This is a genomic window from Methanococcoides sp. AM1 (assembly GCF_900774055.1).
Taxonomy (GTDB): domain Archaea; phylum Halobacteriota; class Methanosarcinia; order Methanosarcinales; family Methanosarcinaceae; genus Methanococcoides.
In genome coordinates this window covers 394,780-413,033 of record NZ_CAAGSW010000003.1, presented here as the reverse complement: position 1 = coordinate 413,033, position 18,254 = coordinate 394,780, and the positions used below count along the sequence as shown (strand labels likewise).

The window sequence follows — 18,254 nt, the reverse complement described above, 5'->3', positions numbered from 1 at the left end:
TAGATGTGTCTGTATAAATCCGTTCTGGTAGTATCTTGATAGTCATTAACATATCTCGGAAAGTTACGATATAACTTTCAGCCAAAAAGACGAATATCCAGTCAAGGTCGTAATTGTCGTTCATATTGATTTTTTGATCAAAGCATCCATTTAACAAAACTTTTAAACCATTGCCTGTAATTATCCATTCAGATGAAAGAAGTAGAACTTACAGATCCCTATACCATACCTTACAGGGGCATATATGCAGTCTGCGATGAAGAGAACAAGAACGCAGAGATAATTGAGCATACCAATTGCTATAGTGGGGCTGCATGGTCACGTTTTCATTATGCAAGATCACCCCTGATACAGCAGGCACGTGCTGTGGGGAACATGACCCGCTATCTTGTGGACACCGGAGTATGTGACCTTACACTTCAGCCATCTGTGGCTGCTGCAGGGATCGAGTCCGTTGTGGTCGAAGGTGATGAAGTATCGATAACCTATGCAGGTCTTGGTGGCGGTGGCGTTGGTGCTACTAAGTGCAGGGCATTTGCACAGGGAGTATTACGCTATGATGTATCCGAATCCGGCGGTGGGAAAGCTGCTAAAGGCACTATTGTAGTTCCAAGACGTGAACGTGTTCTTATTGGTATCGATGATACCGACACCAAGGAAGAGGGCGCCACATGGTCCATGACACACAACATTGCAACGGCGCTTAACTGCAACGAATCCGTCTATCTTTCTCATTCACTTGTACAGCTTTTCCCGGTAGCGGCAAAGACGCAGAACTGTGTTTCCACTGTGCTGGAATTCGGTTGTGTCAGCAAGGAAGCAAAGGAAGAGCTTCTGGAAGACCTGAAGGCTGCACTTCTCAAATACAGTGTGTCCGATGAGACCGGAATGGTCGTACTATCATCCTTTGAAGCCTCTAAAATGGAGGAATACAGCACCATGTGTCGCAGCGGGGAGCTTACTAAGGATATTGCCATGGAACATGCACAAAAGAATGGCGTTGATGTCTGGCTTGATGGTAATGGTGTCATAGGTGCTCTTGCATCACTTGCGTGGTTCGCACGACCTGACGAATCTGTAGACCTGGAAGCAAAGTTATGAACAGCACTGACAGGAACATCGGAACTTCAGAACTTACCGGGCTGGAAGCGCTCTATTTTGCATTGATCGACAGCAAGGTGGAAATGGTCACGGGAGTTGCCGGATTCCCTGTCACTGCCGTAATGAACTATTTTGAGAAGAATCTCGGATCTGACATTCCCACGCTCTGGATGACGAATGAGAAGGTCGCCCTGGAGGCAGCACTGGGTGCTTCGATCTCAGGCAAACGAGCTCTTGTTCTCACAAAGCACGTGGGTATGAACGTCCTTTCCGACCCCCTTGTTACAGCTGTCACTCACACCATCGGTGCCGGGGTAGTGATCATAGCAGGAGATGATCCGGGGGTCAGAGCATCCCAGAACGAGCAGGATTCACGATGGTATGGCGAGGTTGCAGAGGTCGCTGTGTTCGACCCGTCGAACCCGGATGCTGCATACAGTTCACTTACCAGGGCTTTCGAACTTTCCGAAAGTACAAAGACCCCTGTTATAGTCAGGATAACCGACCGTCTGGAAAAAGCCACAGGTCCTGTCACAAGATCCGATAATTTCAGGAAGACAGAAGTCACATTTGACAGATCGATCTGGGAGCTGACGATGCGTGGCAAGCACCAGCATTTTCACATAAATGTACAGCCATTGCTTGTGGATGAAGCAGAGAATACTTCCCTGACACGATCCGTTAAAGCAGGCAAGACCGGTATAATCTCTTCCGGCTATCCTTCTTTGCTTGTAGATGAACTATTATCCGAAAAACAACTTGAGGTTTCACATCTTTCACTTAATGTCGTATCCCCCCCTCCCATCAGGAAATTAAGGGATTTCATTTCCGACCATGAAAAGGTTCTCGTTGTTGAAGAAAGTGAAGCCTTCATCGAATCCCACATCAGTATCTGTGGGAACGTGCTTGGAAAGATGACCGGACATCTCCCCTATGGTCGCATTGAAAAAGAGCAGATCGGTTTTGCGATCGAGAACTTCGATAAAGAGAAGATCACTGAATATACTTTTATTGAGACCATCAAGGGAAGAGGCTCCCGTTCTTTGTGCGAGGATTGTCTTTTCATGCCGGTCTACAGAATGCTTCACGACCTGAACATTCTGATAGCAGGTGACATGGGCTGCTCCATACGCAGTGCCCCTGCACCCCTTGAAGCCGTTGATGTCGGCTTTGCACTTGGCGCCGCTATTTCCACAGCTATAGGTTTCGATAAGAAGTCCGTTGCTGTCATAGGCGACTTCGGACTTTCACATTCCGGCATCGTAGGCCTAATAAATGCTATCGAGAACAAACGTGATGTGCTGGTAATGGTACTGGACAACAGGACAGCAGCAATGACAGGCGGGCAATCAACTCCTGATCTTACGGATGCTGTAAAAGCTCTCTGTGATGATGTCACTGTCTTTGAGTTCAATGATCCTGAGGTTGCTGGTAGCAGGATAGGGGAGCTTGAAGAGCTTGTGAGGGATAAGCTTTCTGTGAAGGGAGTTTCTGTTATTTATGTCAGGGCTGATTGTGTTTTGTATAGGTGAAGATTAAGGGCTGGCTTTTTGGTGGTTCGGGTCTTCCCCCTCGCATAGAAAGTTGGAGATACAGGTAACGTCAATTTTTTGTACGCTAAATTTTCACGATGTCTATTTTTGGGTACACAATCCAACAAATCTAAAATTATTTTGTACTTGCTGAAAAAAACAGAACATTGATAATCATACTTTGTTGCAGTATTTGCCCATACGTATTTAATCCAAACAGTATTATCTTTATAAAAAGCATGTTAGACCAAAGATTAATTAAGTCCTAAAAATCAACCCTGCTAGGGATTGAAACGCCCTTTACAACCTGGATGACGTCGATGCGTAGGTTTCGTAAGGATCGGAACCTGCAAATGCACCCACGGGAGTTGAATTTCTTAATTGGGGTTTAGATGAGAATAAGTGAGAGCGTCGTTTCATGTAGCTGCATTTATGGGCACATTATAAAAAGGAAAGTTGACAATCGTGCGGGATTAGATTAAAGTAATACTGCTGCAATATTAATTAGTACTTTAGGGAGTGGTTATATGCCGTATGAAGAAAAAAGTCACTGGGAATATCTTGTCGACGAAATAGACGGGACAAATTTTGAAAGACAACTAAATAGACATGGATCTTCAAATTGGGAACTTGTTGCAATATGTGGGAACAGCATTATCTTTAAACGCCAAGTCACAGAGGTCAATAAATATTAAACCCTTAACCCATCACTAAACCCAAACTTCTGTTATTTATCTTACATTCTTCAATAGATGTTCCATCATTATGAATCAGGCTTTTTACCTGAAAGCAAGTTCTTTAGCTTTGTCTTTTCTTAGGGAGTGAAACATTTGATCCCATTTTCCATACTCTCTTTTGAAAAATAGTCCTTATTCTTTTTAATGAAGTTAACTACCAATTCCCGATCAGATCTTGACAATTCCCGAAGTGCTCACCCTCCTCCTCACATGTGTATTTAGAGTAAACGGCTTATCAGTTTTGGCATTCTGCTTCATGTAATGCAATGTACCCTTAGAGAACCCCATCTTCTTCCATTCAGTGTAGGATATGTCAATGATCTTCTTCCTCAACAGATCAGAATCATCCCTTTCACCCACATAAACAGGCTTCATGAACTCAATAGCTTTCCTCTTTCCAATATAGGCGATGACTTAATTCCTTTGCCTTGAAATTATATTCTTCAGGAACAGCTTTGGCATATTCATTCCAGTACTTCCGGGCAATACCGCTGCTTTATGCACATTTGCCTTCTGCAACTATTATACCTGCTATATAGGTATATGAGTGTAGTATTATTCGCGAGGCTTCGCTTCACCGACTTCTATCAAGTAGCCGTCTGGGTCTACCATATAGCAACGAAATTCAGCACTGTGATCTTTGGGCTCTGTTATAAACTCAGCACCGCGTTCTTTTCGTGATTCATAAAACCCTTGAAGATCAGCCACTCGTACATTTAAGAACGCACTCAGGATATCATGGTTTTGTTTCACAGCAACGGTAGTGTTGGGTTTGTCATCCGTCGGCTCGCCGCCACCAAAATTGAGTATGATCCAACTATTTGCCACTTTGATGATGCACGGGGTACCATCAGCACTTGGCTCCATGACCACCTTACCGTCGAACATTTTCTTGTACCATTCGCACGAAGCTTTAACATCACTCACTATCACCGTATGCGTGAGCACAAACCCCTCATTCGGTGCCGGAAAATCATTATCTGACATATCAACCACCTGTATTTGTTGTAAATTCAGTGTACATCAACGAGCATTTAAGCATTGAATTATTTATCCAGTTGAAGTGGAATATTAAATGCTTGTGTTGTCACTTGTAATTTATTTGGGACCTCCGAACTTATTAATCTTTTTGATTTTTGTGGTTGTATATATCTAAATGTATGAATTAGTGTTTATTCAGAAGAACTATAAATTTGCAATAACTTGCGTACAAAAGGAGATATACAATACTAAAAAAGTAATCGGGGTGTGGAAAAATTGCATAGGCTAATTGCTGCCAGGGTGGATCTGCTATATTTCAGCAAAGTTCAACGCATCCAAAAATATTATATAGTTATCTCTCTCACCTTATAATGTGGTAGTGGAGTAGATGGAAGAAAGAATTGAAAAAATGAACTCCTACAGAAAGACCGCAACGAACGTGGGCGTATTGTTCATATTTGCAATTGTTATGCTTTTTGTTGGAGAAGCTCTTTACAAACCTATTCTGGATTCTCCGGATTACCTGGACAATGCTTATCCAAACAAAACAGTTGTGATAATTGGAGTACTGCTAGAGTTTACAGGTGTTCCTGCAGTAGTTCTCCTATCATTGTTCTTGTTCCCCGTCTTAAAAAGATACAATGAAGCCTTAGCTCTGGGGTATGTTGTTTTCAGATTATTTGAGGCTGCGCTCTTAAGTGTTGCTTATATCAGTAAGTTGCTACTGGTCAATCTAAGTCAGGACTACTTAAGTAAAGGGGGAGTGGATGCTTCATATTTTCAATACATAGGCAGTTCAATACAGTCAGTAGATCATTGGGCCGGCACACAAGGGATGATCTATCATATCGTTTTTGTTTTAGGATCCTTGATCCTTTATTATGTATTGTTTAGATCAAGACTCGTTCCACGATTTATATCGGCCTGGGGTTTCATCGCTGCTATAGCTTTGTTAACCGGTTCGGTGATGGCTAATATTGGCATGTTTACCGGACTTTCGGAAATGGGATTGGAGCTTATTTTTGCCCTTCCTATCGCTGTGGCTGAGATCATGCTTTCGATATGGCTTATTGTTAAAGGGTTCGATCCATCTGCAATCGCTTCCTCGTCTGCCAAAACAGATACAAATGAAGTTTGAATCGCAAATTCAGAATAACAGGGGACAAAAAATGGATAAAAATCGAAAAAAGGCAATAATTGTAGGGGCATTGAAGGCGGACTTATGATCATTGCCGGGATTTTATTTTTGTCCCATGGCACTTTATTGCTAGAGATACGTGATGGAATTTATGTAGTGCATGCATATATTTTTGCTGTAGCTGCTTTGTTTTTTTATTATCTGTTGTATCAATCAAAACTTATTCCCAGATGGCTATCAGTATGGGGTTTCATTGCAGCAATATTGTTAATTCTGGTAAACTTATTAGAAATAACTGGCCTCATTCCGACTTCGATGTTATTTTATTTTCCAATAATATCAAACGAAATAGTTCTGGCGATCTGGCTTATTGTTAAAGGATTTGATCCCTCTGCGATCAAGTCTGCCAAAGAGGTAATTAATTTCAGTATTAGCTGATTTTCACCTTAGTCTCAACAACACCTCTTTTTTATAGCAGTAAAAGCAGAAATCGAATTATGAAGACTTTAGCCGGATCGCTGGATCAGAAGTCTCACTCACCTGAGTTCCTGAGGGCTATACAGGTCAGGATAGCAGCTTCTGTAAGCACAGAGGATGATTTCATAGATCTGGAAACAATAGCAGGATCAGATTGTGCATTCCTTGGTGACCTGATCATCTGTGGTGTTGTTCTTCTCGATTACGACACAATGGATGTCATTGAAATAGGTAGATACTACCTTGGTAGGTCTATGAGATTCCAACAAATATCAGAAACATCTGAAAAAGAAAAAAGAAAAAATGATGTTGATAAGGTTCAAAGAACCCCATCGCTTTTTAATTAAGGTTTGGTCTCTGGTTAGTGACCATATAAACGACACTTTCACAGATATTACATGCGTGGTCTGCAATACGTTCCAGATACCTGAGGACGAATATCAGGTCCACTGCATTTGGAATGAGGATTGCATCATCTATCATCATGTTAACCATCTTTTCCCATGTGGAATAGAACAGCTTGTCCACCTTTTCATCCTCTGCAGCGGTTGCTTTTGCAAGTTCTGCATCTGCATTCGCGTAGGCTTTGATGGAATTGGTGAGCATATTATGGGCTATGGATGCAATGGTGCTTATTTCGGACAATGGGATGGTGTGTTCACCTTCTATCTTCTTGACGAGCTCTGCAATATTGACCGCAAAATCGCTCATTCTCTCAAGGTCTATTGCTATCTTGTAAGAAGATGTGATAAGACGGAGATCACCGGCCATTGGCTGCTGAAGAGCTAATAGGTGTGCCGTAGCTTTTTCGACGTCATATTCGTAATTATCGACGGCTGTATCCATCTCAATGACCTTTTCGGCGAGTTCAACATCAAGGTTTTCCAGTGCCTTTATCGAACTTGCCAGCATTTCTCCGGATACCTTCCCCATTTCTTCTATCTCTGATTTTAAGTAATCAAGCCTTTCAATGTATCTTTCTCTCACCATAAGATCACCCGAACCTTCCTGTAATATAATCCTCAGTACTCTTTACCTGTGGATTCTCAAATATATTCTTTGTCTTTCCGAACTCTATCAGTTCCCCGAGAAGGAAGAAAGCTGTGTAGTCGGAAATACGGGCTGCCTGTTGCATATTGTGTGTAACGATCACAATAGTATAGTCCTTTTTAAGTTCAAGGATAAGGTCCTCGATCTTGGAAGTGGATATAGGGTCAAGAGCACTGCATGGTTCGTCGAACAGGATTATTTCCGGCTTGACTGCAAGTGTTCTTGCAATGCACAACCTCTGCTGCTGTCCGCCACTGAGTGCGAATGCCTGCTCTCCAAGTCTTTCCTGAACCTCTCCCATAAGGGCAGCATCATCGAGTGCCTTGTGTACCCTTTCATTGGTTTCAGATTTTGAACAACCATGGATCTTCGGACCATAGGCAATGTTATCATAGATCGACATGGGGAAAGGATTTGGCTTCTGGAAGACCATTCCAACCTTTTTCCTCAGGTCAACGACATCAACATCCTTTTCGTAGATGTTCTCATCATCAACAAGTACCTCACCCTCGATCCTGCATGATTTAACCAGGTCGTTCATACGGTTAAGGCATCTGAGGAATGTTGATTTCCCACAGCCGGAAGGGCCTATCAGTGCAGTAACGCTTTTCTCCGGTATGTCAAGTGAAATGTCTTTAAGTGCATGTTTTTCACCGTACCAGAGATTAAGGTCTTTAATATTGATATTCGTATTAATTTCATTTTTAGACATAGGATCATCCTTGAATTCTCTTTTACTTGTTCAATTTGTTCCGGTAATGTCTTCTTATTATTACTGCAATGCTGTTCATGAAAACAACTATCAAGAGCAGTATCAGTGCTGTTCCGTATTGGATCGGTCGTGTCTGTGAGATACTTGTACCTGAGGTCGCCAGCACGAAAAGGTGGTATGGCAATGCCATGAACTGGGAAAAGATCGAATCAGGTATTCTGGGCAGGAAGTATGCTGCTCCTGTAAGCAATATAGGTGCTGTTTCACCTGCAACCCTGCCGATACTCAGGATGATACCGGTCATCATGCCGGGAATTGCTGCAGGGAGGATGACCTTTCTTGTGGTCTGCCATTTGGTGATACCTAATGCAAGGGAAGCTTCCCTGTATTCCTGTGGCACTGTCATCAGTGCTTCTTTGCTTGCACGGATTATAACAGGCAGGATAAGCAAAGCAAGTGTCAGGGATGCTGACAGGAGGGATGCTCCGAATCCGAAATATTTGACGAACAATGCCAGTCCGAAAAGACCGAACACTACCGATGGTGTACCTGCAAGATTGTTGATCGCCATCTCAATGGCCCAGGAAGTACGTCCCGGAGTTGAATATTCATTCAGGTAAACTGCTGAGAGTATTCCAAGCGGGACCGCAAAGGCCATTGAAAGTCCGATAAGCATGAGACTTCCCACGATCGCCGGATAAATGCCACCTTCTGTCATTCTTTTCATTGGCATCTGGGTTATGAAATCAAGGCTGAGCACGCTGTAGCCGTTCACAGTGATGTAGACCACGATGATGGATACGAAAGCGAGCACAAGTGCCATGGAGAGCTTCAGCGTAGCAAATGCCAGCTTTTCGGATGTCTTTGCTCCAAAGAACATTATGCTACCTCCTGAAGTCTGTATTTCTTCTTAACACTGTCAGCGATAAGATTGATTATGAACGTTATTAGGAAAAGTACTGCACCAACTGCGAACAGTGCATGGAAATGGTCACTTCCCTGTGGAACTTCTCCCATTTCAAGTGCAATGGTGGCGGTCATGGTCCTTACCGGATCAAAAAGACCTTCGGGAATTCCGGGTATGATTGCAGTGTTTCCTGTTACCATCATGACGGTCATGGTCTCTCCGATCGCTCTTCCGATACCAAGCATAACGGCTGCGGATATTCCTGACAATGCTGCCGGTAATACCACTCTGTAAATGGTCTGCCACTTGGTACTTCCAAGGGCAAGGGAACCTTCCTTAAGTGCAGTGGGAACTGAATTAATAGCATCCTCTGATACTGATATAATTGTAGGCAGTGCCATCATTCCAAGCATGATAGAACCTGCAAGTGCTGTCTGTCCTGTAGGAAGATCTAACAGGTCCTGTAGCAATGGAACGACTATAACGAGTCCGAAGAAACCATAAACCACAGAGGGTATACCTGCGAGGATCTCTACAAATGGTTTGATCAATTGTGCCAGTTTAGGGTCTGCAAGTTCTGATATATATACCGCAGAAGCAATTCCAAGAGGCACTGAGAGGATAATAGCACCGGCTGTAACGATCAATGATCCTGTCAATAACGGTAACAATCCGAACTTTGCCGGTGAGGATGATGGATACCAGGAACTTCCGGTTATGAAAGAGATTATGGAATAATCACCGAACAAAAGGTAACCTTCCCTGAAAAGGAAAAAACAAAGAAGGAACAGCGCTACAACTGTAACTCCACTTACTATTAAGAGTGTGGATTCAATTGCCTTTTCCTTCTTTTTTCTATGCATCATAATTCATCCCTCAGATCCTTAGAGGATCGTAAAAAAGTTTAAGCAGGGAAGTACCCTACTTCAAAGATCGTTTCTTCTCCTGTCTCGCTTGAAATGAACTCGATGAACTCAAGTGCAAGTCCGGTTGGCTCTCCGTCAGTGTAGAAGTAAAGTGGTCTTGCAAGTGGGTATACACCTGAAAGGATGTTCTCGGATGTTGGTTCTTCAGCACCGCTTCCATTATCTACTGCAAGTGCCTTTACGGTCTCATCAAGGTAAGCAACACCGACATATCCGATAGCGTTCGGGTTCTGTGAAACGGTCTGGATGATCGCTCCGGTTGATGGATTGATAAGTGCATCAGCTCTGTATTCGTTGCCTTCCATCACTTCGTCCTTGAAGTACTCGTAGGTACCGGAACTGCTGTCACGTGAGAGAACTACTATTTCACGGTCTTCGCCACCAACTTCATTCCAGTTGGAGATATCTCCTACATAGATCCCTTCGAGCTGTTCGTATGTCAGATCGGATACAGGGTTCTCAGGATTTACAACAACTGAGATACCATCCCATGCAATTGTTTGCTGGAGCGGATCGACACCATTTGCCTGTGCATTCTCGATCTCTGATTCTTTCATTGCTCTTGATGCCATTGCGATGTCTACTTCACCGTCAATGAGTGCTGCAATACCTACTCCGGATCCTCCTCCGATAATAGATACGGTGCTGTCAGCGTTCTCCATCATGAAAACTTCAGCTTCCGCCTGTGCAAGTGGAAGAACGGTATCAGATCCCTTGATCTGAATTGACTGCATTTCTTCATCGCTACCGGAATTGGCAGCGTCATTACCAACACAACCTGCTCCGAAAAGAGCAAGTGAAGTGACCAGCAAGAGCGTGATCATATATGAGATTGATTTCTTGGACATTTGGTTTTTCACCTTATCGAACTAAAGTGTTTTTTGGTTTCAGATCTTAATTCTAATTATCGACCTGCAAGGGATGAAATAAGGTGAAACGTATATATTCTTTCTCGATATATTCTATATTTCAATATATAATACTAAATATGCACTATATAACTATATATTATATATATTTCAATGCAGGATCGATGGTTCATTCAATGTTGAAGTAGGACAAAGAAGTCGGGAATGCTAAAACATTAAAGCACAGTTTTATAACACATAAAAAAGTAAATCCCAACGTTGACTTTAGCATGAATTATAATACATAATTTCAAAAAGGGGCTTCTGATCTATGACTGATATCCTAATTAAAAACACAAAGGTCTTCTACAACAACTTTTTGCAGCCAGGAGAAGTATCGATCAAAAATGGAAAGATCGAACGTATTGCAAAGGATATCAACGGAGCTGACCCCGACCTCCTGATCGATGCTAAGGGAGCACTGACCATACCTGCCGGAATAGATGCACATGTGCATTTCAGGGAACCGGGTATGATCAAGAAAGAAGACTGGCACACTGGTTCATGCTCGGCAGCAGCAGGTGGAATTACTACTGTTCTAGAGCACCCGAATACCATACCTCCTACCGTTAACAAATCATCTTTCAAGGAAAAGCTTAAGCTGGCAAAGCGGAAATCAGTGATAGATTTTGGTATCAATGGTGGGGTTACCCAGAACCTTGAATCCCTTCCATTGCTCTGGGAGCTGGGAGTCACTTCATTTGGTGAGATCTTCATGGCAGAATCCACTGGCGGGCTGAACATAAACGATAAGGATTTTGCACAGGCTTTGGATATCATTAAGGAACTTGATGCCGTAGCCTGCATCCATGCAGAAGATGAGTGCATACGTTTGGAAAATGAAAAACTGCTTAAGAAAGACTTTTCCCCCTCATCACACTCGCGGATACGCTCAAATCTCTGTGAAGGGTTTGCTGTGGAGAAAGCGCTTGAACTTATTGCAGATAAAGGTACACGGTCCCACTTTTGCCACATCAGCACTCTTGAGGCGCTGGGGCAGATCCGCAAGGAAAAATACGTGGCTGCAGCAGAGAACCGTGAACATACCGTAACCTGTGAAGTCGCTCCACATCACCTGTTCTTATCTACGAGGGACTGGGACAGGCTGGGGACATTCGGAAAGATGAATCCGCCACTTCGTGACCGCAGGAATGTGAAAGCCCTCATGAATGCGATCAATGATGGTACTGTAAGTGCTGTTGCTTCAGATCATGCACCACACACAGAGTTTGATAAGGATCTTGATATAAGGAATGCACCATCTGGTGTTCCGGGAGTCGAGACACTTATGCCGCTTATGCTAATGGCTGTCAAGAAGAACATTCTTCCGATAGGCAGGATGATAGAGGTCACAAGCAGGAATCCAGCACGTATATTTGGTCTTGATACACGCCACTCAAAGGGAGTTTTTGCGGAAGGCTATGATGCAGATCTTGTCATTGTGGACACACGCAATGCAACTCCTGTAAAAGCTGATAAGCTTCACAGTAAAGCCGGATGGACACCATTTGAAGGTATGGATGCCATCTTCCCGATGATAACGATAGCAAGAGGTGAGGTCATTTGGGAGGACGATGTCATTGCTGAGAAAGGCAGGGGCAAGTTCCTTGAAGGGCATGGCTATCCTGAAGAAGAGAAATAATGTACACAAATTTTGAATCTGTGGACACAGTGAAGTAAGCCTTAAATATATAGTCTTCAATCTACATTTATGGCACGAAACAAGTTCCCTGTTCACACAACATTAAGTTCTGACGCGGTTAAGATACTTGAAAGGTATGAGAAGGAACTTGGAGCCAAGAACCTTGTACTTGAAAAGGCACTGATGTCCCTTGATAGCAGCAAGTTCAAATCCAAGATCGACACGAACAATATAGAGAAAGCTATCAAAAGGATCAATACTGGTGTTGTCGGGCTTGATGATATGCTTGAAGGCGGTATTCCTGAAGGATTTACAGTTGTTGTAACAGGTCCTCCGGGAACAGGTAAAACTACCCTTTGCATGCAATTTTTGATCGAAGGTATCAAGAATGATGAGAAATGCCTCTTTTTCTCCTTTGAAGAAAGGATACAGCAATTGATCCAGCATTTCATGCGGTTTGGTTGGGATATTGGCAGGCACATCGATGATGGATACCTTGAAGTGTTCGGTATGTCCATGTTGTCTTTTGAAGAGATCGCTGAGATCATAGATGCATATAAGCCACGCCGGATCGTTTTCGATTCCCTGAACATGTTCACTGATCCTGCTGAGTTCAGGAAATCCCTGGAATGGCGTACATTGCACAAGATGCTTAAATCAAAAAATATCACGTCTTTCCTTGTAACTGAAAAAGAGTTCGGAATTGAGACCAAGTCATATGACACATATGATTTCCTTGGGGATGGTATCATCTTCCTTGATAAGATGCAGGCAAATGAGGTCGAAGCAAACCTGACCCCTGTTATGGCTGTTCAGAAGATGAGGGCTACCCGCGTGGATGCTTCCCCACAGCCGTTCAGGTTCACAGATAAGGGTATTTCAAAGTACAGGACCGTAAACCTTACGGCCAGCAAACTTCAGGAGAGGATGAACATGCATCAGAATTCTTCTTCACATGAACCAGGATATTAATGCTGCAACTATTGCTGTTACATATACTGCTTTAAAGCTTCCAACCCCGCCAAGGTTGATGAAAGCACTTCCTTTATTTTCTTTATCAAGCATCAGGAGTCCTGTGATATTTCCAAGGAGGATACCGCCAATACCTGATACGAATACAACGGAAGCTGCATTTTCCGGTGCAAAGATCAATGCTACAGGCACTGCTATGAGTCCGATGTAATCCGGCATCACAATGCCAATGCCGTTGACAAAATCAGAGAGAAGTGTTGCAGCTACTATCATGATCAGCATTATCTCAAGCCCTACGAAGTCAGGCTGGAAGACTATCATGATCAGCATTACAGCAAAAGGAATTATGAATCCTCCGACGTTGAGGGTAATGACCGTATCAAATGCCAGTTTCATGCTGGATGAGATATCTTTTACAAGAGGCACTGAATAGACCTCTTCCAATATTGCTGCATCTCTTTGAAGGTCCTGCGTTTTCTTTGTCCTGATCTTACTGACAGGGAGCTCAATATTAGCACCAAGAAGCATGAGTACCAATATGATGAAAAGCGGATAAGAAGATATTATCCCTAACGAAAGTTCCTGCTGGAAACACAGGAATGCTATAGGTAAAAGTATGGCTCCAAAGATCAAAAACATCCGTATTTCTGATTTATTGATATATCCTCTCATTGTTCTCATTAATAAAAGCTCTTTTTTAGTTATTAAATATTTCTAATGCTGATTCAATTGGAAGATTGGGGGAGATATTAATACTTCAGAGTTTTATTATCAATAGATTCTCATTTTATTTGATCAAATCCTAATTTTCGGACTATTTGAGCTTATCAAAATGATCATACTGATAAATTAAATAGTCTATATATTTTATGTTCTTTTCTATAAACTAATTACGAAGAATATATATGTTACAAATGTATATTCTCAAATGTAAAAAGAACAGAGCATAACAGAGTAAAAAAGAGGAAACTGATGAATAATATTCAAATTACAAATAACAGTATCCTGGGAAAGACTGTTTCGGTAAATAATGACCAGCATTCAGTGATCAGGGGACATGTGGGTAACGATCTGAATGTTGAAGAGCTTGAACTTTATCGGTTCATGCTTGGAGGCCTGCTGGGTAAGTGAGTAGTAGGTAAGTAAGTAAGTAAGTAAATAAATAAATAAATAAATAAATAAATAAATAAATAAATTAGTAAATACGTAAGTACAGATGCCAATAGAATATGGTGATATGGGGAAAAAGACCAGGGGTAAATCATGGTAATAGAAGAAAAACTGTTATGTGGGAATTGCAACACAGAGCTTGAAAAGCGAATGATAGGATTGAATACATTCTACTGTTGCAGGGAATGCCTGAGCATGACATCTGTCAGGGAGATCGTCAGGCTGAAATTGGACATGATAAAATCCATCGATGTACTTGAAGCAAGTTCGTAAGGTGAATAAGCTTCATGGAAGCAGGAAAAGGCATTCTTGCTTCTGATTGTGATGTTATGTCCGGACACAGGTAGTGATCTCCGGGTTGTTTTAGGTGCATATGTTGACCTGGATCAGCAACAATAAGTTACTGGTAATAAAATCGATCCAAAAATAGATAGTGCGATCATGATAGAAATATTCTATCTGACCACACATTTCACTTTGATATTTAAGAGTTATTATTCACATCCACTTAGTATTTCTTAGGTGGTCTGTGGCTCTGGAAGCATTCCCTGCAATATACCGGTCTGTTTGGGTCCGGTACGAAAGGCACTTCTGTTTCCTGACCGCAGTCTGCACATTTTGCTTTGTGCATATCTCTTGGTCCGTTGTTGAAACCTCTTCTTTCCATTTGTTTTCCTCCCTTTATGTTTTATACCAATTCGATCCAAAAAGCCGCACTTGGGAATATATTATTCTTGGGAGGTCTTGATGAACTAGTTGACTAATGCCATTCATGGTCTGACCAGATATATCACTGTTGGTTTTCAGGTATCTGAAAATAATGATAAGTTAGCAAAACGTTGAGCTGCTTTTCGAATCATCCTTAAAAGGGTGTTTATGGACAATTTATTGATCATTGGTCTGAGGATAACAAGGATGATCCCGGCATTTCAAATTGTTAAGCAGGTTAAGGTATCGGTTGATGTGTCAATTGTTACTTAATTTGTAAAATTTGCTTAATTTGTTTTCTGTGATTGAATACAAACCTTATTAAGGATAGAGGACATTATACTCAATAAGTTTTTTTAAAGGTTTTTGATAATTGATAGTGATTTATTTTTTCATTTTGTGAATGAGTGCAAATGTTCACTCATTTTATTATATCTGTTATAGGAGCTATAATGTCCGATAAACCAAAATGTGCTTTTTACGGTGAAAATAATGATGTTCATGCTTTGATCGGTTGCGTTATTAGAGCATTGGATAAAGCTGATATGGATAAAGAGAAACTTGAATACATCAGGAAGATCAATCGTGATGGGAACATGTTCGATTCAGCTATAAAAACTTCAAGTGCTTATGTGGAATTTGTTGAAATTGAATAAGATCAAGTTTATTTTCAAGATACTTATTATCCTGATCGATACACAAGATCCACATTTACTCCTCAAAATTACCTTTCCGGAATTTAATAGAACGAATCTTTTCACAACTTCTCACAAATAACTTTTCGTTTTTGATATAAGGAAGTCTGATATTATATGGATCTCCATTGACAGACACATCCCTGCTGTGGCTGCGATAATAAACCTTAAAGGTACTTTGTGCAGTTCAACTCCCATAAGCAGAAGCAATACGGCCACTATCAGTGCAAGGTTAATTATGATGGAGAGGGGCCCGATGATAGGATTATGGGAGAATCCCCTGTGTTTGAATATAACCTTATATGGCCACCAGAGGATCTTGAACATCTTCCATCTTTTGTAGGGTTTACTTTCAATATCAAGATCCGGGCTTAGGAAGAATGTTGCAAACAGGTAGGCTAAAGAAAAGATCGATATCCTGTAAATGTCCAGATATCTGACAGCCATCTCATATTGTTTCCATATCGTAAGATAGGAAAGGCCCGCCAGTACAACTATCAGCACTGCAATGTTTATTGTGTCATGTCTTTTTGCATCTGGCATTGTTAATCCCGTTCCTTGACTATGAATTCTGATCTTTAATGATGTTGGGAACTTTATATCTTCGCATCATGGTGCTGTTCTCATAGCAGGGAACAAAAATGTCATCCGGAAAAAATGACTTTAATCCGGGTCAAAATTCGATGTAAAACAGCGATTCTGTATTTACAGTAGCTCCATCCAGAGTAAAATAGCAGCAAATACTCCGATCAGGATCAAGAAAACCAAAATAAAAATAACATAATCTGAAAATTTTGGCTTTTTGAATGGTATCTCAGCTAAATTCATTTTCTTTGAAGTGGTGTAAGCATCATAAACCCCATATACAGATATTATTAATCCTGGAATAAGAAACGTAACCCATCCAACAACGACACCTACTAATATTCCAATTCCTTTTCTAAGTTCACCGTTGTAAACTTGTCCTAAACCACTGAACAAAAGGGATAAAACAGCTGCTAATCCAGGATTCTTGGGAGATTGTAACATTTGATCTTGTGTGCCAGTAGGAACTCCACATTTGGGGCATATTACAGCTTTTTCATCAATCTCTGCTCCACAGTTTGAACAAAACTTCATTGGCTTTCTCATTAGTGGTCTCCATACAGTTTAACAAATTCTGTTATTATATAAACTATTTATAATGTTTGCTTTTTAAGGATTACACTACAGCGATCTTATTTACTCTATATGTTTGAGAAGGTATTTTGAGAAAAGCAGGGGTAGTTTTACATATCCCTGTTGTCAATGACCCTCTTGCTCTTCTTCTCACTGCGTGGAAGCTCTCCAATTCCGACGCATTCCACATCTACACTGATACCTATAAAGTCCCTGAAGGCTTTATTCAGTGCTTTTGCAGCCCCGGAATTTATTCCAGATTCATCTGCACCAGCGATCTCGATCCTGAAAAGCATTGAATCCCTGCCATGGTCTCTTTCTAGAACTATCTGATACTCGCTGCTGACGCCTTCAACCCTATGTATGATATCCTCGATCTGGCCGGGATAAACATTGACCCCTTTGATCTTTATCCTGTCATCGGTACGTCCCAACAGGCGATCTATGCGAGGGAAGATGCAGCCACATTTGCAGGGTTCGGGAATGATACGTGTAAGGTCCCTTGTCCTGTAGCGCATAAGGGGTGCGCCTTCCTTTGTAAGAGTTGTTATTACAAGTTCCCCAAGGGTTCCATCGGGTAACCTTTCTTCTGTGACAGGGTCTATGATCTCAAAGAGCAGGTGGTCTGACCAGTAGTGAAGACCGTCATGCATGGAGCAATCGATGGCAATGCCGGGTCCGTATATCTCGGTGAGTCCGAAGATGTCAAAGCTTTTTATCCCGAGCTCATCCTCGATACGTTTCCTCATCTTAGGGCTCCAGCGCTCGGAACCTATGATCCCTACCTTCAGGTTTATATTGTCCCTCAATCCTCTTTTGTTGATCTCCTCTGCAATGAGGAGGGCATAGGATGAGGTACTTGCAAGTGCTGTGGATTTGAGGTCGAGCAGCATCTGCAACTGTTTCTCGGTGTTTCCAGGACCTGTTGGAACTGCCATTGCGCCGAGAAGCTCAGCACCTGCCTGAAAACCTATGCCTGCGGTCCAGAGTCCGTATCCGGGTGTGATCTGTATCCTGTCACTACGGGTAAGACCAGCCATCTGGTAGCAGCGCATCATCATCTCTGCCCAGACATCAACATCACCCTGTGTATATGGAATGATAACCGGACTGCCGGTAGTGCCTGAAGATGAATGTATCCTTATGATATCCTCATCCGGGACAGCCTGAAGGCCCAGCGGATAAGCATCCCGCAATTCTTCTTTAGTGGTAAACGGAAGCTTTGTGATATCTTCCAGCGTCTTTATAGAATCGATATCAATTCCGGCTCTTTCGAATTTTTTCTGATAGAAGGAACTTCCTGAAACAACCCTTTTGAGAAGCTGTTTAAGCTTGACCACCTGATCTTCCTTAGAAGACCCGGAGAACGCATCCTTCCGAAAGAGCGCTTTTTGCTTTATTTTATTATCCTCACAAACGTTGCACATTTTGATCATCTCC

General features: G+C 42.0%; 22 protein-coding genes. 10 read left to right on the top strand and 12 right to left on the bottom strand.

Translation table 11 applies throughout. The annotated features are described in order from the left end of the window. Window positions 1–192: 192 nt before the first annotated feature. On the top strand, window positions 193–1,101 hold the full coding sequence (gene mmp11, locus E7X57_RS07080) for a methanogenesis marker protein 11 (RefSeq protein WP_135612041.1): 909 nt from the start codon (window positions 193–195) through the stop codon (window positions 1,099–1,101). Then, a complete protein-coding gene (locus E7X57_RS07075; protein WP_135612039.1) occupies window positions 1,098–2,633 on the top strand; it encodes a thiamine pyrophosphate-dependent enzyme in 1,536 nt (511 codons plus the stop codon). Before mmp11 ends, E7X57_RS07075 begins: the two co-directional genes overlap by 4 nt. Before the next feature lie 905 nt (window positions 2,634–3,538). On the opposite strand, the gene E7X57_RS07070 is transcribed toward E7X57_RS07075, so the two are convergent. Both E7X57_RS07070 and E7X57_RS07065 read right to left on the bottom strand, forming a co-directional pair. Then, window positions 3,539–3,745: a hypothetical protein gene (locus tag E7X57_RS07070; protein WP_371413173.1), complete on the bottom strand. Its 207-nt coding sequence runs from the start codon at window positions 3,743–3,745 to the stop codon at window positions 3,539–3,541. Window positions 3,746–3,925: 180 nt separating this feature from the next. Next, on the bottom strand, window positions 3,926–4,357 hold the full coding sequence (locus E7X57_RS07065; RefSeq protein WP_135612037.1) for a VOC family protein: 432 nt from the start codon (window positions 4,355–4,357) through the stop codon (window positions 3,926–3,928). Window positions 4,358–4,739: 382 nt separating this feature from the next. Here E7X57_RS07065 and E7X57_RS07060 point away from each other — a divergent pair, with 382 nt between their 5' ends. The 3 genes from E7X57_RS07060 (at window position 4,740) to E7X57_RS07050 (ending at window position 6,313) form a co-directional block, all read left to right on the top strand. Beyond that, a complete protein-coding gene (locus E7X57_RS07060; RefSeq protein WP_135612035.1) occupies window positions 4,740–5,489 on the top strand; it encodes a DUF4386 domain-containing protein in 750 nt (249 codons plus the stop codon). Window positions 5,490–5,573: 84 nt separating this feature from the next. Continuing rightward, window positions 5,574–5,927 (top strand): DUF4386 domain-containing protein, encoded by a 354-nt coding sequence (locus E7X57_RS07055; protein WP_135612033.1) that lies wholly within the window; start codon window positions 5,574–5,576, stop codon window positions 5,925–5,927. Between the two features lie 59 nt (window positions 5,928–5,986). Then, on the top strand, window positions 5,987–6,313 hold the full coding sequence (locus E7X57_RS07050) for a hypothetical protein (RefSeq protein WP_135612031.1): 327 nt from the start codon (window positions 5,987–5,989) through the stop codon (window positions 6,311–6,313). Here E7X57_RS07050 and phoU read toward each other — a convergent pair. The 5 genes from phoU to E7X57_RS07025 are packed head-to-tail and all read right to left on the bottom strand — an operon-like array spanning window position 6,306 to window position 10,409. After that, entirely contained in the window at window positions 6,306–6,956 is a 651-nt protein-coding gene (phoU, locus tag E7X57_RS07045) for a phosphate signaling complex protein PhoU (protein ID WP_135612029.1), read from the bottom strand. The genes E7X57_RS07050 and phoU overlap by 8 nt on opposite strands. A 4-nt stretch (window positions 6,957–6,960) precedes the next feature. Next, complete coding sequence (gene pstB / locus E7X57_RS07040; RefSeq protein WP_135612027.1) at window positions 6,961–7,728, bottom strand: phosphate ABC transporter ATP-binding protein PstB; 768 nt, start codon at window positions 7,726–7,728, stop codon at window positions 6,961–6,963. Between the two features lie 22 nt (window positions 7,729–7,750). Then, on the bottom strand, window positions 7,751–8,608 hold the full coding sequence (gene pstA / locus E7X57_RS07035; protein ID WP_135612025.1) for a phosphate ABC transporter permease PstA: 858 nt from the start codon (window positions 8,606–8,608) through the stop codon (window positions 7,751–7,753). Beyond that, window positions 8,608–9,501, bottom strand: coding sequence for a phosphate ABC transporter permease subunit PstC (gene pstC / locus E7X57_RS07030; RefSeq protein WP_135612023.1), 894 nt, complete (start codon window positions 9,499–9,501; stop codon window positions 8,608–8,610). The genes pstA and pstC overlap by 1 nt, the downstream gene beginning before the upstream one ends. Window positions 9,502–9,539: 38 nt before the next feature. Continuing rightward, window positions 9,540–10,409, bottom strand: coding sequence for a PstS family phosphate ABC transporter substrate-binding protein (locus E7X57_RS07025; RefSeq protein ID WP_135612021.1), 870 nt, complete (start codon window positions 10,407–10,409; stop codon window positions 9,540–9,542). Window positions 10,410–10,740: 331 nt separating this feature from the next. On the opposite strand from E7X57_RS07025, the gene E7X57_RS07020 reads away from it, so the two are divergent. Together E7X57_RS07020 and E7X57_RS07015 are read left to right on the top strand one after the other, a co-directional pair. Then, the gene (locus E7X57_RS07020; protein WP_135612019.1) at window positions 10,741–12,111 is read left to right on the top strand and encodes a dihydroorotase; all 1,371 of its coding nucleotides are present in this window, start codon (window positions 10,741–10,743) and stop codon (window positions 12,109–12,111) included. A gap of 69 nt (window positions 12,112–12,180) precedes the next feature. Further along, window positions 12,181–13,083 carry an ATPase domain-containing protein gene (locus tag E7X57_RS07015; protein ID WP_135612017.1) on the top strand — a complete coding sequence of 301 codons (903 nt, stop codon included), beginning with the start codon at window positions 12,181–12,183 and terminating at the stop codon, window positions 13,081–13,083. Here E7X57_RS07015 and E7X57_RS07010 read toward each other — a convergent pair. Further along, complete coding sequence (locus E7X57_RS07010) at window positions 13,063–13,722, bottom strand: DUF1614 domain-containing protein (protein WP_244603633.1); 660 nt, start codon at window positions 13,720–13,722, stop codon at window positions 13,063–13,065. The genes E7X57_RS07015 and E7X57_RS07010 overlap by 21 nt on opposite strands. A 333-nt stretch (window positions 13,723–14,055) precedes the next feature. Between E7X57_RS07010 and E7X57_RS12485 the strand changes: the two genes are divergently transcribed. Both E7X57_RS12485 and E7X57_RS07005 read left to right on the top strand, forming a co-directional pair. Beyond that, window positions 14,056–14,214, top strand: a complete 159-nt coding sequence (locus tag E7X57_RS12485) for a hypothetical protein (RefSeq protein ID WP_167880928.1) — start codon at window positions 14,056–14,058, stop codon at window positions 14,212–14,214. A 132-nt stretch (window positions 14,215–14,346) separates the two neighbouring features. Next, the gene (locus tag E7X57_RS07005; RefSeq protein WP_135612015.1) at window positions 14,347–14,526 is read left to right on the top strand and encodes a hypothetical protein; all 180 of its coding nucleotides are present in this window, start codon (window positions 14,347–14,349) and stop codon (window positions 14,524–14,526) included. Between the two features lie 235 nt (window positions 14,527–14,761). Here the strand turns inward: E7X57_RS07005 and E7X57_RS07000 are convergent, their stop codons facing one another. Beyond that, entirely contained in the window at window positions 14,762–14,920 is a 159-nt protein-coding gene (locus tag E7X57_RS07000) for a CxxC-x17-CxxC domain-containing protein (RefSeq protein WP_135612013.1), read from the bottom strand. A gap of 493 nt (window positions 14,921–15,413) precedes the next feature. On the opposite strand from E7X57_RS07000, the gene E7X57_RS06995 reads away from it, so the two are divergent. Next, the gene (locus E7X57_RS06995; protein ID WP_135612011.1) at window positions 15,414–15,617 is read left to right on the top strand and encodes a hypothetical protein; all 204 of its coding nucleotides are present in this window, start codon (window positions 15,414–15,416) and stop codon (window positions 15,615–15,617) included. Window positions 15,618–15,728: 111 nt separating this feature from the next. On the opposite strand, the gene E7X57_RS06990 is transcribed toward E7X57_RS06995, so the two are convergent. From E7X57_RS06990 to E7X57_RS06980, 3 genes are all read right to left on the bottom strand, one after another. Continuing rightward, the gene (locus E7X57_RS06990) at window positions 15,729–16,199 is read right to left on the bottom strand and encodes a metal-binding protein (RefSeq protein WP_135612009.1); all 471 of its coding nucleotides are present in this window, start codon (window positions 16,197–16,199) and stop codon (window positions 15,729–15,731) included. Between the two features lie 162 nt (window positions 16,200–16,361). Beyond that, window positions 16,362–16,787, bottom strand: coding sequence for a zinc-ribbon domain-containing protein (locus E7X57_RS06985; RefSeq protein WP_244603626.1), 426 nt, complete (start codon window positions 16,785–16,787; stop codon window positions 16,362–16,364). A 137-nt stretch (window positions 16,788–16,924) separates the two neighbouring features. Beyond that, on the bottom strand, window positions 16,925–18,241 hold the full coding sequence (locus tag E7X57_RS06980; RefSeq protein WP_135612007.1) for a phenylacetate--CoA ligase family protein: 1,317 nt from the start codon (window positions 18,239–18,241) through the stop codon (window positions 16,925–16,927). Between the last annotated feature and the right edge of the window lie 13 nt (window positions 18,242–18,254).